This is a genomic window from Xanthomonas bonasiae, from assembly GCF_014836395.1.
In the GTDB taxonomy this organism is placed as follows: domain Bacteria; phylum Pseudomonadota; class Gammaproteobacteria; order Xanthomonadales; family Xanthomonadaceae; genus Xanthomonas_A; species Xanthomonas_A bonasiae.
In genome coordinates this window covers 1-16,344 of sequence record NZ_JACSQX010000025.1, presented here as the reverse complement: position 1 = coordinate 16,344, position 16,344 = coordinate 1, and the positions used below count along the sequence as shown (strand labels likewise).

13 protein-coding genes and 1 tRNA gene are annotated in these 16,344 nt (G+C 64.6%); all 14 read left to right on the top strand.

The features are described 5' to 3' along the window. Positions 1-70 (top strand): EF-Tu C-terminal domain-related protein (locus tag H9658_RS22610; RefSeq protein ID WP_078536286.1); only part of this gene is annotated, 70 nt, incomplete at its 5' end. A 134-nt stretch (positions 71-204) separates the two neighbouring features. Further along, positions 205-280, top strand: a tRNA-Trp gene (locus tag H9658_RS22605). A gap of 50 nt (positions 281-330) precedes the next feature. Further along, positions 331-744 carry a preprotein translocase subunit SecE gene (gene secE, locus H9658_RS22600; protein ID WP_179571233.1) on the top strand — a complete coding sequence of 138 codons (414 nt, stop codon included), beginning with the start codon at positions 331-333 and terminating at the stop codon, positions 742-744. A gap of 13 nt (positions 745-757) precedes the next feature. Beyond that, complete coding sequence (gene nusG / locus H9658_RS22595) at positions 758-1,315, top strand: transcription termination/antitermination protein NusG (RefSeq protein ID WP_179571232.1); 558 nt, start codon at positions 758-760, stop codon at positions 1,313-1,315. 201 nt (positions 1,316-1,516) lie between these two features. Beyond that, positions 1,517-1,945 (top strand): 50S ribosomal protein L11, encoded by a 429-nt coding sequence (gene rplK, locus H9658_RS22590; protein WP_145699993.1) that lies wholly within the window; start codon positions 1,517-1,519, stop codon positions 1,943-1,945. A 3-nt stretch (positions 1,946-1,948) separates the two neighbouring features. Beyond that, a complete protein-coding gene (rplA, locus tag H9658_RS22585) occupies positions 1,949-2,647 on the top strand; it encodes a 50S ribosomal protein L1 (RefSeq protein WP_179571231.1) in 699 nt (232 codons plus the stop codon). A gap of 485 nt (positions 2,648-3,132) precedes the next feature. Continuing rightward, positions 3,133-3,672 carry a 50S ribosomal protein L10 gene (gene rplJ / locus H9658_RS22580; protein WP_064537966.1) on the top strand — a complete coding sequence of 180 codons (540 nt, stop codon included), beginning with the start codon at positions 3,133-3,135 and terminating at the stop codon, positions 3,670-3,672. 64 nt (positions 3,673-3,736) lie between these two features. Further along, positions 3,737-4,108: a 50S ribosomal protein L7/L12 gene (gene rplL / locus H9658_RS22575; RefSeq protein ID WP_003469142.1), complete on the top strand. Its 372-nt coding sequence runs from the start codon at positions 3,737-3,739 to the stop codon at positions 4,106-4,108. A gap of 294 nt (positions 4,109-4,402) precedes the next feature. Then, positions 4,403-8,554 (top strand): DNA-directed RNA polymerase subunit beta, encoded by a 4,152-nt coding sequence (rpoB, locus tag H9658_RS22570; protein ID WP_191827028.1) that lies wholly within the window; start codon positions 4,403-4,405, stop codon positions 8,552-8,554. A gap of 89 nt (positions 8,555-8,643) precedes the next feature. After that, the gene (gene rpoC, locus H9658_RS22565; protein WP_179571229.1) at positions 8,644-12,861 is read left to right on the top strand and encodes a DNA-directed RNA polymerase subunit beta'; all 4,218 of its coding nucleotides are present in this window, start codon (positions 8,644-8,646) and stop codon (positions 12,859-12,861) included. Between the two features lie 222 nt (positions 12,862-13,083). Beyond that, entirely contained in the window at positions 13,084-13,458 is a 375-nt protein-coding gene (gene rpsL / locus H9658_RS22560; RefSeq protein ID WP_003469157.1) for a 30S ribosomal protein S12, read from the top strand. A gap of 14 nt (positions 13,459-13,472) precedes the next feature. Beyond that, on the top strand, positions 13,473-13,940 hold the full coding sequence (gene rpsG, locus H9658_RS22555) for a 30S ribosomal protein S7 (protein ID WP_179571228.1): 468 nt from the start codon (positions 13,473-13,475) through the stop codon (positions 13,938-13,940). Positions 13,941-14,080: 140 nt separating this feature from the next. After that, positions 14,081-16,171 (top strand): elongation factor G, encoded by a 2,091-nt coding sequence (gene fusA / locus H9658_RS22550; protein ID WP_179571227.1) that lies wholly within the window; start codon positions 14,081-14,083, stop codon positions 16,169-16,171. A gap of 90 nt (positions 16,172-16,261) precedes the next feature. After that, on the top strand, positions 16,262-16,344 hold an 83-nt coding region (locus H9658_RS23160; protein WP_042615313.1), incomplete at its 3' end, for a GTP-binding protein.

Below are 16,344 nucleotides of genomic sequence, written 5' to 3'. Positions count from 1 at the left end.
CCTGCGTTTCGCGATCCGCGAAGGCGGCCGCACCGTCGGCGCCGGCGTGGTGGCCAAGATCATCAAGTAATGCCCGCTGCGGCGACCTCGGTCGCCGCAGTTTGACGATGTGCAGGCGGCTTCGGCCGTCGGGTTCAGCGAAGGGCGGGCCGGAACCTTCGGTCCGCCTTCGCCGTCTAAGGGAAGTGCAGTCGTTCTTACTACACGCCAGTAGCTCAATTGGCAGAGCAGCGGTCTCCAAAACCGCAGGTTGGGGGTTCGAGTCCCTCCTGGCGTGCCAATCTGCCGCACCCTATCCAGTGACCTTGGTCGCATAGCCGCAAGAGTCGGATGAACAGCAAGATCGAGCATTCCAAAGGCACCGCCGCTTCCTCCGGTGGCGATATCGTCAAGTACGTCATCGCTGCCTTGCTGGTGGTTGCGGGCCTGTTTGTCTGGTTCTGGTTCGGCGAGCCGAGTCGTGCGACGCAGCTGGGTAGCTGGTCCGGGCCGCTGCGTGGCCTGGCGGTCATCGTTGGCTTGGTCGCGGCCGCCGCTGTGTTCCTGCTGACCGCCAAGGGGCGCGAGTCCCGCGAGTTCGTCTCCGAATCCCGGTTCGAGCTGCGCAAGGTGGTCTGGCCGACCCGTCAGGAAGCGATCCGCACCACCTGGGTCGTGATCGTGGTGGTGATCATTCTGAGTCTGCTGCTGGGCGGGTTCGATTTCCTGATCCAGAAGCTGATGCAGTGGTTCGTGAGTCGTTGAGGAGAGTGCAGCAGTGAAGCGTTGGTATGTCGTTCACGCCTATTCAGGCTTCGAGAAGTCCGTGGCCCAAGCGCTGCGCGACCGCATTGTGCGTGACGAGATGCAGGAGCGCTTCGGTGACGTGCTGGTGCCGACCGAGGAAGTGATCGAAATGCGCTCCGGCCAGAAGCGCCGTTCCGAGCGCAAGTTCTTCCCGGGCTACGTGCTGGTGCAGATCGAGACCCACGAAGAGGCCGGCATCCCGCGCATCGACAACGAAAGCTGGCACCTGGTGAAGGAAACCCCGAAGGTGATGGGGTTCATCGGCGGCACCGCCGATCGTCCGCTGCCGATCCGCGACGAAGAAGCCGATGCGATCCTGCAGCGCGTTCAGGATGGCGTGGAGAAGCCGCGTCCGAAGGTGCTGTTCGAGCCGGGCCAGATGGTCCGCGTCACCGATGGTCCGTTCAACGACTTCAACGGCGTGGTCGAGGAAGTCAACTACGAGAAGAGCCGCCTGCGCGTCGCGGTGCTGATCTTCGGCCGGTCCACCCCGGTGGAACTGGAATTCGGCCAGGTCGAGAAGGCCTGAGCCCCGCGCCGGCGCAGCTGCGCCGGACGCCAAAATCTCTGCTATACTGCGCGGCTCGCTGTCCAGGCTCGCCGCCTGGCAGGACCGGAAGCCGCCGCAAGGCGGCTTTCTGCGCACTTCAAACGTGATGGCGGGACACGTGATTTTCCCGTCGCGATGGGGAGCCTGCAAGTTGGGCGCTAGCACCCGGAGACCACTGAAATGGCAAAGAAAGTAGTCGGTTACATCAAGCTGCAGGTGAAGGCCGGTCAGGCCAATCCCTCGCCGCCGGTCGGTCCTGCGCTGGGTCAGCGCGGCCTGAACATCATGGAATTCTGCAAGGCGTTCAATGCCGCCACGCAGAAGCTGGAGCCGGGCCTGCCCACTCCGGTCATCATCACGGCCTATTCGGACCGTACCTTCACCTTCATCACCAAGAGCACCCCTGCGAGCGTGCTGTTGAAGAAGGCTGCAGGCGTCACCTCCGGTTCCAAGCGCCCGAACACCGAAAAGGTGGGCAAGGTCACCCGCAAGCAGCTCGAAGAGATCGCCAAGGCGAAGGAAGCCGACCTGACTGCAGCCGAGCTGGAAGCGGCGGTGCGTACGATTGCGGGTTCCGCCCGCAGCATGGGCCTGACGGTGGAGGGTTAAGCGATGGCACAGACCAAGCGACAGAAAGCAATCCGTGCTGCCGTGCAGCCGGGCAAGGCGTATTCGATCGACGAAGCGCTGAAGATCATCAAGTCCACCAGCAAGGCCAAGTTCGTCGAAGCCGTCGACGTGGCCGTGCGCCTGGGCGTGGATGCCAAGAAGTCCGACCAGCAGGTGCGCGGTTCCACCGTGCTGCCGGCCGGTACCGGCAAGAGCGTGCGCGTGGCGGTGTTCGCCCCGGCCGGCGCCAAGGCTGACGAAGCCCTGGCCGCTGGCGCCGAAGCCGTCGGCATGGACGACCTGGCCGAGAAGATGCAGGCCGGCGACCTGAACTACGACGTGGTCATCGCCACCCCGGACGCGATGCGCGTCGTCGGCAAGTTGGGCACGCTGCTGGGCCCGCGCGGCCTGATGCCGAACCCGAAGGTCGGCACCGTGTCGGCCAATCCGGCCGAAGCGGTGAAGAACGCCAAGTCGGGTCAGGTGCGCTACCGCACCGACAAGGCCGGCATCATCCACTGCACCATCGGCAAGGCCAGCTTCGAAGACGATGCGCTGAAGAACAATCTGCAGGCGCTGTTGATGGACCTGGTCAAGGCCAAGCCGGCTACGTCCAAGGGCACCTACCTGCAGAAGATCTCGGTGAGCTCGACCATGGGTCCGGGCGTCACCGTCGATCAGGCTTCGCTGTCCCTGAAGTAATCGCGAGACGGCGGCGCTCCGCGAGGCGCGCCGCCGGTTCCACCCTTTTGAAGGCGTCGCCGAGGGGCAACCCGGAGCGAAGCCGTCAAAGACCGCAGGCGCGGTCGGCGCATACCGACGACGGGCACGGAAGCTCGATATGGCAAGGAGTCGCCGTCGGTACAGCGGGATCGCTTAATCCAGTCCCCTCGGGGGCGCGCCGGCGTAGATGGTGCCGCCTTTCTGGAGTTTTTCTGGTTCAGGCCAGTTCGGGATTTCCCGAGCGCGCTCACTCCAGGTCTGGAACGGCCACCAACTGGGATGCCATTCGGCGTCCCCGGCATCCAGGATGGAGGCCGCCCAGGACCGCAAGCGGCAGGAGCCGCAAGCGGAGTATGTTTGAAGCAGGGATTCGGGATTCGGGATTGGAGAGTGGCAAGAGCGCATCACGGCTCCTGCGACTCTCGAACCATCGGCCTCGAGCCCAGCTTTAACGGAGGAGTGCAATGGCTCTCAATCTGTCCCAGAAGCAAGAAGTCGTCGCCGAACTGGCAGACGTTGCCGCGAAGGCTCACTCCTTGGTTGCTGCCGAGTACGCCGGCATCACGGTCGCCCAGCTGACCGCGATGCGCAAGAAGGCGCGCGAAACCGGTGTGTACTTGCGTGTTGTCAAGAACACCCTGGCCGCGCGTGCCGTTGCCGGTACCGAATACGAGTGCGTCCAGGACGCGCTGGTCGGTCCGCTGCTGTATGCGTTCTCGACGGAAGAACCCGGCGCTGCCGGTCGTCTGATCAAGGAATTCGCCAAGGGTAACGACAAGCTGCAGACCAAGGTCGTGTCGATGGGTGGCCAGCTGTATCCGGCCGCTCACCTCGAGGTGTTGGCATCGCTGCCGACCCGCGAGCAGGCGCTGGCCATGCTGGCACGCGTCCTCGCCGAGCCGGCGAGCATGTTTGCACGCGCGGTCAAGGCAGTGGGCGACAAGCTCGGTGGTGGCGAAGAAGCCCCCGCCGCAGCGGAAGAAGCCCCGGCCGAAACGGCTTAAGTTCGCGACACCTGAAACGGTTCACTAGAACCTCATCCAGAAAAAAATTCCAAAGGTAATCACAATGTCCCTGTCTAACGAACAGATCGTCGACGCAATCGCCGAAAAGACCCTCATGGAAGTGATGGAGCTGGTCAAGGCCATCGAAGAGAAGTTTGGCGTTTCCGCCGCAGCCCCGGTCGCCGCTGCCGGCCCGGCCGCTGCTGCCGCCCCGGTCGAAGAGCAGACCGAGTTCAACGTCATCCTGAAGGCTGTCGGCGAGAAGAAGGTCGAAGTCATTAAGGCCGTCCGCGCCATCACCGGCCTGGGCCTGAAGGAAGCGAAGGACCTCGTCGAAGGTGCTCCGCAGACCGTCAAGGAAGCCGTGTCGAAGGAAGATTCCGAGAAGTTCAAGAAGGATCTCGAGGCCGCCGGCGCGACCGTCGAAATCAAGTAATCGGCATCTTGCATCGCCAGCGTGTCAGGTGATGCATCGAAGGCTGGGGACGCAAGTCCCCGGCCTTTGGCCGTTGTTGCAAAGCCGGGATTAGAGATTCGGCATTGGAGATTTGGTGGCGGGCGAGTGGCCCATCCCGAATCCCGTCATCCCCAATCTCGGCCTTACCGAGTTGGTAGTTGGAAGTAGCAAGAGAAGGCGTGCTGGTGCCGGCAATACCAGCGACTTCCAACTGACAATTTATGTTCACTCAGGGTCGCGGACGCGCGGCCCGCACAGCCAAGGTGATACCTCATGACGTCTTATTCGTTCACCGAAAAGAAGCGTATCCGCAAGGATTTCGGCAAGCAGCGCTCGATCCTCGAAGTGCCGTTCCTGCTGGCGATCCAGGTGGATTCCTACCGCGAATTCCTGCAGGAAAACACCGATCCGAACAAGCGTTCGGACCACGGCCTGCACGCGGCCCTGAAATCGGTGTTCCCGATCTCCAGCTACAGCGGCAACGCGGCCCTGGAGTACGTCGGCTACAAGCTGGGCGACCCGGTGTTCGACGAGCGTGAATGCCGCCAGCGCGGCATGAGCTACGGCGCTCCGCTGCGCGTGACCGTGCGCCTGGTGATCTACGACCGCGAGTCCTCGACCAAGGCCATCAAGTACGTGAAGGAGCAGGAGGTCTACCTCGGCGAGATCCCGCTGATGACCGACAACGGCACCTTCATCGTCAACGGTACCGAGCGCGTCATCGTCTCGCAGCTGCACCGTTCGCCGGGCGTGTTCTTCGACCACGACCGCGGCAAGACCCACAGCTCGGGCAAGCTGCTGTACAGCGCCCGCATCATCCCGTACCGCGGTTCCTGGCTGGACTTCGAGTTCGACCCGAAGGACGCGCTGTTCACCCGTATCGACCGCCGCCGCAAGCTGCCGGTGTCGATCCTGCTGCGCGCGCTCGGCTACTCGAACGAAGAGATGCTGGCCGAGTTCTTCGAGATCAACACCTTCCACATCGACCCCAAGGAAGGCGTGCAGCTGGAACTGGTGCCCGAGCGCCTGCGCGGCGAGACGCTGAACTTCGACCTGGCCGATGGCGACAAGGTCATCGTCGAGGCCGGCAAGCGCATCACCGCGCGCCACGTCAAGCAGCTCGAAGCCGCCGGCGTCGCCGCGCTGGCCGTGCCCGACGAGTACCTGGTCGGCCGCATCCTGTCGCACGACGTGGTCGATGCCTCCACTGGCGAACTGCTGGCCAGCGCCAACGACGAGATCAGCGAAGATCAGCTGACCGCGTTCCGCAAGGCCGGCGTCGATGCCGTGGGCACGCTGTGGGTCAACGATCTGGATCGTGGTCCGTACCTGTCCAACACTCTGCGCATCGATCCGACCAAGACCCAGCTGGAAGCGCTGGTCGAGATCTACCGCATGATGCGTCCCGGCGAGCCGCCGACCAAGGACGCCGCGCAGAACCTGTTCCACAACCTGTTCTTCACCTTCGAGCGCTACGACCTGTCCACGGTCGGCCGCATGAAGTTCAACCGCCGTGTCGGCCGCAAGGAAGTCACCGGCGAGTCGGTGCTGTACGACAAGAAGTACTTCGGCGAGCGCAACGACGAAGAGTCCAAGCGCCTGGTCGCCGAGCATGCCGACAGCTCCGACATCCTGGAAGTGATCAAGGTCCTGACCGAGATCCGCAACGGCCGCGGCGTGGTCGACGACATCGATCACCTGGGCAACCGTCGCGTGCGTTCGGTCGGCGAAATGGCCGAGAACGTGTTCCGCGTCGGCCTGGTCCGCGTCGAGCGCGCGGTCAAGGAGCGCCTGTCGATGGCCGAGTCCGAAGGCCTGACCCCGCAGGAGCTGATCAACGCCAAGCCGGTGGCCGCCGCGATCAAGGAGTTCTTCGGCTCCTCGCAGCTGTCGCAGTTCATGGACCAGAACAACCCGCTGTCGGAAGTGACGCACAAGCGCCGCGTTTCCGCGCTGGGCCCGGGCGGCCTGACCCGCGAGCGCGCCGGCTTCGAAGTGCGCGACGTGCATCCGACCCACTACGGCCGCGTCTGCACCATCGAGACGCCGGAAGGCCCGAACATCGGCCTGATCAACTCGCTGGCGGTGTATGCCCGCACCAACCAGTACGGCTTCCTGGAGACGCCGTACCGGAAGGTCGTGGACGGCCAGATCACCGACGACGTCGAGTACCTGTCGGCGATCGAAGAGAACGAGTACGTGATCGCGCAGGCCAACGCGCTGCACGATTCCAAGAGCCGCCTGACCGAGCAGTTCGTGCCGTGCCGCTACCAGGGCGAGTCGCTGCTGAAGCCGCCGGCCGAAGTGCACTTCATGGACGTGTCGCCGATGCAGACCGTGTCCATCGCGGCGGCGCTGGTGCCGTTCCTGGAGCACGATGACGCCAACCGCGCACTGATGGGCGCGAACATGCAGCGCCAGGCCGTGCCGACGCTGCGTGCGCAGAAGCCGCTGGTCGGTACCGGCATCGAGCGCGCCGTGGCGCGCGACTCGGGCGTGACCGTGAACGCCCGCCGTGGCGGCGTGATCGAGCAGATCGACGCCGGCCGCATCGTGGTCAAGGTCAACGAGGAAGAGATCGGCGGCGGCACCGATGCCGGCGTCGACATCTACAACCTGATCAAGTACACGCGTTCCAACCAGAACACCTGCATCAACCAGCGTCCGCTGGTCAATGTGGGCGACGTGATCGCGCGCGGCGACGTGCTGGCCGACGGCCCCTCGACCGACATCGGCGAGCTGGCCCTGGGCCAGAACATGCTGATCGCGTTCATGCCGTGGAACGGCTACAACTTCGAAGACTCCATCCTGCTCTCCGAGCGCGTGGTGGAAGAGGATCGTTACACCACGATCCACATCGAAGAGCTGACCTGCGTGGCGCGCGACACCAAGCTGGGACCGGAGGAAATCTCCGCCGATATCCCGAACGTGTCCGAGCAGGCGCTGAACCGTCTGGACGAGTCGGGCGTGGTGTACATCGGCGCCGAAGTGCGTGCCGGCGACATCATGGTCGGCAAGGTCACGCCGAAGGGCGAGAGCCAGCTGACCCCGGAAGAGAAGCTGCTGCGCGCGATCTTCGGCGAGAAGGCCTCGGACGTGAAGGACAGCTCGCTGCGCGTGCCGCCGGGCATGGACGGCACCGTCATCGACGTGCAGGTGTTCACCCGCGACGGCATCGAGAAGGACAAGCGCGCCCGCCAGATCGAGGAAAACGAGATCAAGCGGGTCAAGAAGGACTTCGACGACCAGTTCCGCATCCTGGAAAGCGCGATCTATGCGCGTCTGCGCACCCAGCTGATCGGCAAGGTCGCCAACGGCGGTCCGAACCTGAAGAAGGGCGACACCGTCACCGACGCGTACCTGGACGGGCTGAAGAAGTCCGACTGGTTCGCGCTGCGGATGAAGGACGAGGAGCCGTCGGACGCGATCGAGCGCGCGCAGAAGCAGATCCAGGCGCACGAGAAGGAATTCGAGCGTCGCTTCGCCGACAAGCGCGGCAAGATCACCGCCGGCGACGACCTCGCCCCGGGCGTGCTGAAGATGGTCAAGGTGTTCCTGGCGGTGAAGCGCCGCATCCAGCCCGGCGACAAGATGGCCGGTCGCCACGGCAACAAGGGTGTCGTGTCGATGATCCAGCCGATCGAAGACATGCCGTACATGGCCAACGGCGAGACCGTGGACATCGTGCTGAACCCGCTCGGCGTGCCGTCGCGCATGAACATCGGCCAGGTGCTGGAAGTGCATCTGGGCTGGGCCGCCAAGGGCCTGGGTCGCAAGATCCAGAACATGCTCGAGGCCCAGGCCAAGGTCGCCGACCTGCGCAAGTTCCTGACCCAGATCTACAACCACGACCAGAAGCTGGGCGAGGACCGTGTGGATCTGGATCAGTTCAGCGACGCCGAGCTGCTGGCCCTGTCGAAGAACCTGACCGACGGCGTGCCGATGGCCACCCCGGTGTTCGACGGCGCCACCGAAGCGGAGATCAAGCACATGCTCGAACTCGCCGACCTGCCGATCAGCGGCCAGACCCAGCTGTACGACGGCCGCACCGGCGAGGCGTTCGATCGCCACACCACGGTCGGCTACATGCACATGCTGAAGCTGAACCACCTGGTCGACGACAAGATGCACGCGCGCTCCACCGGTCCTTACTCGCTCGTCACCCAGCAGCCGCTGGGCGGCAAGGCGCAGTTCGGCGGCCAGCGCTTCGGCGAAATGGAAGTCTGGGCGCTGGAAGCCTACGGCGCGGCCTACACCCTGCAGGAAATGCTGACGGTGAAGTCCGACGACGTGCAGGGCCGCAACCAGATGTACAAGAACATCGTCGACGGCGAGCACGAGATGGTCGCGGGCATGCCGGAATCCTTCAACGTCCTGGTGAAGGAAATCCGCTCGCTGGCCATCAACATGGAACTGGAAGACTGATCGCGCAGGCGCGGATGCCCAACGGCATCCGGGCCGCCGCAGCGCTCTGACAGCCCATCGACACGTATTCCTCCTTTCGGAGAAACACCATGAAAGACCTGCTCAACCTCTTCAACCAGCAGCGCCAGACGCTGGACTTCGACGCGATCAAGATCGCGCTGGCCTCGCCGGACCTGATCCGCTCGTGGTCCTTCGGCGAAGTGAAGAAGCCGGAAACGATCAACTACCGTACCTTCAAGCCCGAGCGCGACGGCCTGTTCTGCGCCGCCATCTTCGGTCCGATCAAGGACTACGAGTGCCTGTGCGGCAAGTACAAGCGCATGAAGCACCGTGGCGTGGTCTGCGAGAAGTGCGGCACCGAAGTGACCCTGGCCAAGGTGCGCCGCGAGCGCATGGGCCACATCGACCTGGCCTCGCCGGTCGCGCACATCTGGTTCCTGAAGTCGCTGCCGTCGCGCATCGGCCTGATGCTGGACATGACCCTGCGCGACATCGAGCGCGTGCTGTACTTCGAAGCCTACGTGGTGACCGAGCCGGGCCTGACCGCCCTGGAGCGCCGCCAGCTGCTGACCGAAGAGCAGTTCCTCACCGCGCGCCAGGAGCACGGCGACGACTTCGACGCCGCGATGGGCGCCGAGGCGGTGTACGAGCTGCTGCGCACGATCGACCTGCAGTCGGAAATGACCCGCCTGCGCGAAGAGATCGCCGGCACCGGGTCGGAAACCAAGCTCAAGCGTCTGACCAAGCGCATCAAGCTGGTCGAAGCCTTCCTCGAGTCGGGCAACCGTCCGGAGTGGATGGTGATGACCGTGCTGCCGGTGCTGCCGCCGGATCTGCGCCCGCTGGTGCCGCTGGACGGCGGCCGCTTCGCGACCTCCGATCTGAACGACCTGTACCGCCGCGTCATCAACCGCAACAACCGCCTGCGCCGCCTGCTCGAGCTCAACGCGCCGGACATCATCGTGCGCAACGAGAAGCGCATGCTGCAGGAATCGGTGGATGCGCTGCTGGACAACGGCCGCCGCGGCCGTGCCATCACCGGCACGAACAAGAGGCCTTTGAAGTCGCTGGCCGACATGATCAAGGGCAAGCAGGGCCGGTTCCGCCAGAACCTGCTCGGCAAGCGCGTCGACTACTCCGGCCGTTCGGTCATCGTGGTCGGCCCGACCCTGCGCCTGCACGAGTGCGGCCTGCCGAAGAAGATGGCGCTGGAGCTGTTCAAGCCGTTCGTGTTCGCCAAGCTGCAGCGTCGCGGCCTGGCCACCACCATCAAGGCCGCCAAGAAGCTGGTCGAGCGCGAAGAAGCCGAAGTCTGGGACATCCTGGAAGAGGTCATCCGCGAGCATCCGGTGCTGCTGAACCGTGCGCCGACCCTGCACCGTCTTGGCATCCAGGCGTTCGAGCCGGTGCTGATCGAAGGCAAGGCGATCCAGCTGCATCCGCTGGTGTGTACCGCGTTCAACGCCGACTTCGACGGCGACCAGATGGCCGTGCACGTGCCGCTGTCGCTGGAAGCGCAGCTGGAAGCGCGCGCGCTGATGATGTCCACCAACAACATCCTGTCGCCGGCCAACGGCGAGCCGATCATCGTGCCGTCGCAGGACGTGGTGCTGGGCCTGTACTACATGAGCCGCGCCCTGGAGAACAAGAAGGGCGAGGGCATGGTGTTCGCCAACATCGCCGAAGTGAAGCGCGCCTACGACAACCGCGTGGTCGAACTGCACGCCAAGGTCAAGGTCCGTATCACCGAGACGGTGATCGACGAGGACGGCAACCGCAGCAAGAAGACCTCGATCGTGGACACCACGATCGGGCGCGCGCTGCTGGCCGAAATCCTGCCGGAAGGCCTGCCGTTCGCGCTGGCCAACACCGAGCTGACCAAGAAGAACATCAGCCGCCTGATCAACTCCAGCTACCGCCAGCTGGGCCTGAAGGACAGCGTCGTGTTCGCCGACAAGCTGATGTACACCGGCTTCGCCTACGCGACCCGCGCCGGCGTGTCGATCGGCATCGACGACATGCTGATCCCGTCGGAGAAGAAGGGCATCCTCGGCGAAGCCGAGCAGGAAGTGCTGGAAATCCAGGAGCAGTACCAGTCCGGTCTGGTCACCGCCGGCGAGCGCTACAACAAGGTCGTGGACATCTGGTCGCGCACCAACGAGCGCATCGCCAAGGCGATGATGGACACCATCGGTACCGAGAAGGTCACCAATGCCAAGGGCGAGATCATCGACCAGAAGTCGATGAACTCCCTGTACATCATGGCCGACTCCGGCGCGCGTGGTAGCCAGGCGCAGATCCGTCAGCTGGCCGGTATGCGCGGCCTGATGGCGCGTCCGGACGGCTCGATCATCGAGACCCCGATCAAGGCCAACTTCCGCGAAGGCCTGAACGTGCAGGAGTACTTCAACTCCACCCACGGCGCGCGTAAGGGTCTGGCCGATACCGCGCTGAAGACCGCCAACTCGGGTTACCTGACCCGGCGTCTGGTCGACGTGGCGCAGGACGTGGTCATCACCGAGCCGGATTGCGGCACCAGCGACGGCCTGACCATGACCCCGATCGTGGAAGGCGGCGACGTGGTCGAGCCGTTGAAGGATCGCGTGCTCGGCCGCGTGGTGGCCGAGGACGTGTTCCTGCCGGGCAACGACGAGGATCCGATCGTCACCCGCAACACGCTGCTCGACGAGCAGTGGGTGGCCAAGCTGGAAGAGGCCGGCGTGCAGACGCTGAAGGTGCGCTCCACGATCACCTGCGAATCCTCGTTCGGCGTGTGCGCCCGCTGCTACGGCCGCGACCTGGCGCGCGGTCACCTGGTCAACATCGGCGAAGCGGTCGGCGTCATCGCCGCGCAGTCGATCGGCGAGCCGGGTACCCAGCTGACCATGCGTACGTTCCACATCGGCGGCGCGGCCTCGCGTGCGGCGGCGGTGGACAACATCACGGTCAAGACCACCGGTTCGATCAAGTTCAACAACCTCAAGTCGGTCGAGCACGCCAACGGTTCGCTGGTGGCGGTGTCGCGTTCGGGCGAACTGTCGGTGCTCGACGGCCACGGCCGCGAGCGCGAGCGCTACAAGCTGGCCTACGGCGCCACGATCACCGCGAAGGACGGCGACGCGGTCAAGGCCGGCCAGTCGGTCGCCAACTGGGATCCGCATAACCACCCGATCGTGTCGGAAGTGGCCGGTTTCATCCGCTTCATCGACTTCATCGACGGCGTCACCGTCATCGAGAAGACCGACGACCTGACCGGCCTGGCCTCGCGCGAGATCACCGATCCGAAGCGTCGCGGCACCCAGGCCAAGGACCTGCGCCCGATCGTGCGCATCGTCGACGGCAAGGGCAACGACCTGACCATCCCGGGCACCGATCTGCCGGCGCAGTACCTGCTGCCGCCGCGCTCGATCGTCAACCTGCAGGACGGTGCGGCGGTGGGCGTGGGCGACGTGGTCGCCAAGATCCCGCAGGAAGCGTCGAAGACCCGCGACATCACCGGTGGTCTGCCGCGCGTGGCCGATCTGTTCGAAGCGCGCAAGCCGAAGGATCCCGCGATCCTGGCCGAGCGCTCGGGCATCATCAGCTTCGGCAAGGACACCAAGGGCAAGCAGCGCCTGATCATCAAGGACACCGATGGTTCGGAACACGAAGAGCTGATCCCGAAGTACCGCCAGATCATCGTGTTCGAAGGCGAGCACGTGGCCAAGGGCGAGACCGTGGTCGACGGCGAGCCGAGCCCGCAGGACATCCTGCGCCTGCTCGGCGTGGAGCCGCTGGCCGCCTACCTGGTCAAGGAAATCCAGGACGTGTATCGCCTGCAGGGCGTGAAGATCAACGACAAGCACATCGAGGTCATCACCCGGCAGATGCTGCGCAAGGTCGAGATCACCGACCAGGGCAACAGCAAGTTCCTCAACGGCGAGCAGGCCGAGCGCCAGCGCGTCATCGAGGAAAATGCCCGCCTGGCGACCCGCAACGAACTGCCGGCCAAGTACGACCCGGTGCTGCTGGGCATCACCAAGGCCTCGCTGGCCACCGAGTCGTTCATCTCGGCGGCGTCGTTCCAGGAAACCACCCGCGTCCTCACCGAGGCGGCGGTCCGCGGCACCAGCGATACGCTGCGCGGCCTGAAGGAAAACGTGATCGTCGGCCGCCTGATCCCGGCCGGCACCGGCCTGGCCTACCACAGCCTGCGCCGTCGCAACTCCAGCGGCCTGACCGAGTCGGAGATGCAGACCCTGTCCGGCGGCAACGCCGAGCCGGCGGTCGAAACGCCCGCACCGGCGGCTGCCAGCAGCGAAGAGTGAGCCCGATCGGCCCCGTGCGCGGGGCCGGTCGTACCAAGCGAAAGGGGGCGCAGCGGACGCGCCCCGTGTTCCGGTCCGGGAGGGACCAGCAAGTTAAGTTTCCGTTGAGTTGACGGAGCTTTTACTTGCCCGCTATACTTTCCTGTCTCGGCAGGCCGTCCTTCGGCCTGCCTTCGTTTTCACGCATCCAGGCCCCACGGCCTCAATCAGAAGAATCCACTGATGGCGACGATCAACCAGCTGGTCCGCAAGCCGCGGCAGGCGACCACCTACAAGAGCGCCTCCCCGGCGCTTGACAAGTGCCCGCAGCGCCGTGGCGTCTGCACGCGCGTGTACACCACCACCCCGAAGAAGCCGAACTCGGCCCTGCGTAAGGTCGCCAAGGTGCGCCTGACGAACCAGGAAGAGGTCATCAGCTACATCGGCGGCGAAGGCCACAACCTGCAGGAGCACTCCGTGGTCCTGATCCGCGGCGGTCGCGTCAAGGATCTGCCGGGCGTGCGCTACCACACCGTGCGCGGTTCGCTCGATGCCGCCGGCGTCGCCAAGCGTCGCCAGGGTCGTTCCAAGTACGGCGCCAAGCGTCCGAAGAGCTAAGGGAAAGCACACAAATGTCTCGTAAAGGTTCTACTCCGCAGCGCACCGTCCTGCCGGATCCCAAGCACGGCAGCGAAACCATCGCCCGGTTCATCAACATGGTGATGCTGAGCGGCAAGAAGTCGGTCGCCGAAAAGATCGTCTATGGCGCAATGGACGTCATCGGCGAGAAAAGCCCGAACGCGGTCGAGCTGGTGCAGAAGGCACTGGACAACGTCGCTCCGGCGGTCGAAGTCAAGTCGCGTCGCGTCGGCGGTGCCACGTACCAGGTGCCGGTCGAGGTGCGTTCCTCCCGTCGCATGGCGCTGGCCATGCGCTGGCTGATCGACTCGGCGCGCAAGCGCGGCGAGAACTCGATGCCGCGCAAGCTCGCGGCCGAGCTGGTCGACGCCTCGGAAAACCGTGGTGGCGCCATCAAGAAGCGTGAAGAAACCCACCGCATGGCGGAAGCGAACAAGGCGTTCGCGCATTACCGCTGGTGACCTTCCGGGCCTTGGAAACAGGGCCCGTCAGCACAATCTATATGTGCTGCTAGCGGCGCCGCTGAGCGCTGCACAAATCCGAAGGCCGCCGCAAGGCGGCGTTCGGCCATCCGCAATCCAAGAATTCTGAGAGGCTCCCTGTGGCCCGCAACACTCCCATCGAGCGTTACCGCAACTTCGGCATCATGGCCCACATCGATGCCGGCAAGACCACCACCTCCGAACGCATCCTGTTCTACACCGGCGTCAGCCACAAGATCGGCGAGGTGCATGACGGTGCCGCGACGATGGACTGGATGGAGCAGGAGCAGGAGCGTGGCATCACCATCACCTCCGCCGCGACCACCGCGTTCTGGAGCGGCATGGACAAGTCGCTGCCGCAGCACCGCTTCAACATCATCGACACCCCCGGGCACGTCGACTTCACCATCGAAGTCGAGCGTTCGCTGCGCGTGCTCGACGGCGCGGTGTTCGTTCTGTGCGCGGTCGGCGGCGTGCAGCCGCAGTCCGAGACCGTGTGGCGCCAGGCCAACAAGTACGCGGTGCCGCGTCTTGCCTTCGTCAACAAGATGGACCGTACCGGCGCCAACTTCGACAAGGTGGTCGAGCAGCTGAAGTCGCGCCTGGGTGCCTACCCGGTGCCGATGCAGGTGCCGATCGGCGCCGAGGACGGCTTCGAGGGCGTGGTCGACCTGCTCAAGATGAAGGCGGTCCACTGGGATACCGCTTCGCAGGGCACCGTGTTCGAGTACCGCGAGATCCCCGCCAACCTGGCCGACAAGGCCGTCGAGGCGCGCGCGTTCATGGTCGAGGCCGCGGCCGAGGCCAACGAAGAGCTGATGGACAAGTACCTCAACGAGGGCGAGCTGTCCGAAGAGGAAATCGTCAGCGGCCTGCGCGAGCGCACCCTGAAGGTGGAAGTGGTGCCGGTGTACTGCGGCACCGCGTTCAAGAACAAGGGCGTGCAGGCGATGCTCGACGGCGTGATCCAGCTGCTGCCGTCGCCCAGTGACCGTCCGCCGGTCAAGGGCATCGACGAGGACGACAAGGAAGACAGCCGTCCGGCCACCGACACCGCGCCGTTCTCGGCGCTGGCGTTCAAGATCATGACCGATCCGTTCGTGGGCTCGCTGACCTTCTTCCGCGTCTACTCCGGCACGCTGAACTCCGGCGACCAGGTGTACAACCCGGTCAAGTCGAAGAAGGAGCGCGTGGGCCGCATCCTGCAGATGCACTCCAACAATCGCGAAGAGATCAAGGAAGTGCGCGCGGGCGACATCGCCGCGGCGGTGGGCCTGAAGGACGTCACCACCGGCGACACGCTGTGCGCGCAGGACCACATCATCATCCTGGAGCGCATGGTGTTCCCGGAGCCGGTGATCTCGATGGCGGTGGAGCCGAAGACCAAGTCGGACCAGGAAAAGATGGGTATCGCGCTGAGCCGTCTGGCCCAGGAAGATCCCTCGTTCCGCGTCAACACCGACGAAGAATCCGGCCAGACCATCATCCGCGGCATGGGCGAGTTGCACCTGGAAATCATGGTCGACCGCATGAAGCGCGAGTTCAACGTCGAAGCCAACGTCGGCAAGCCGCAGGTGGCCTACCGCGAGACCATCCGCAAGGCGGTCAAGCAGGAAGGCAAGTTCGTGCGCCAGTCCGGCGGTAAGGGCCAGTACGGTCATGTCGTGCTCGAGATCGAGCCGCAGGAGCGTGGCCTGGGCTACACCTTCGAGAACGCGATCGTCGGCGGCGTGGTGCCGAAGGAATACATCCCGGCGGTGGACAAGGGCATCCAGGAAGCGGTGGCCAACGGCGTGATGGCCGGCTACCCGATCGTGGACATCAAGGTGCGCCTGATCGACGGTTCGTACCATGACGTCGACTCCTCGGAAATGGCGTTCAAGATCGCCGGCTCGATGGGCTTCAAGGAAGGCTTCAACAAGGCCAGCCCGGTCCTGCTGGAGCCGATCATGAAGGTCGAAGTGGTGACCCCGGAAGACTATCTGGGCGACGTGATGGGCGACGTCAGCCGTCGTCGCGGCATCCTGCAGGGCCAGGACGACAGTCCGTCCGGCAAGGTGATCAACGCGATGGTGCCGCTGGGCGAAATGTTCGGCTACGCCACCACGCTGCGCTCCATGTCGCAGGGTCGCGCCACGTTCTCGATGGAATTCGACCATTACGCCGAAGCGCCGGCCAACATCGCCGAATCGGTCATCAAGAAAAGCTGACATCAGTGAGACGGGATTCGGGATGCGGGCATAGCCAGTCCCGCATCCCGCTCCCTTGTCCCCCATTACGAATTACAAGGTAAATACATCATGGCAAAGGGTAAGTTCGAGCGCACCAAGCCGCACGTCAACGTCGGCACCATCGGTCACGTCGACCACGGCAAGACCACGCT

Coding starts and splice junctions, on each gene's coding strand:
- secE (WP_179571233.1), top strand. CDS start 331: ATGAACAGCAAGATCGAGCATTCCAAAGGCACCGCCGCTTCCTCCGGT.
- rplK (WP_145699993.1), top strand. CDS start 1,517: ATGGCAAAGAAAGTAGTCGGTTACATCAAGCTGCAGGTGAAGGCCGGT.
- rplA (WP_179571231.1), top strand. CDS start 1,949: ATGGCACAGACCAAGCGACAGAAAGCAATCCGTGCTGCCGTGCAGCCG.
- rplJ (WP_064537966.1), top strand. CDS start 3,133: ATGGCTCTCAATCTGTCCCAGAAGCAAGAAGTCGTCGCCGAACTGGCA.
- rplL (WP_003469142.1), top strand. CDS start 3,737: ATGTCCCTGTCTAACGAACAGATCGTCGACGCAATCGCCGAAAAGACC.
- rpoB (WP_191827028.1), top strand. CDS start 4,403: ATGACGTCTTATTCGTTCACCGAAAAGAAGCGTATCCGCAAGGATTTC.
- rpoC (WP_179571229.1), top strand. CDS start 8,644: ATGAAAGACCTGCTCAACCTCTTCAACCAGCAGCGCCAGACGCTGGAC.
- rpsL (WP_003469157.1), top strand. CDS start 13,084: ATGGCGACGATCAACCAGCTGGTCCGCAAGCCGCGGCAGGCGACCACC.
- rpsG (WP_179571228.1), top strand. CDS start 13,473: ATGTCTCGTAAAGGTTCTACTCCGCAGCGCACCGTCCTGCCGGATCCC.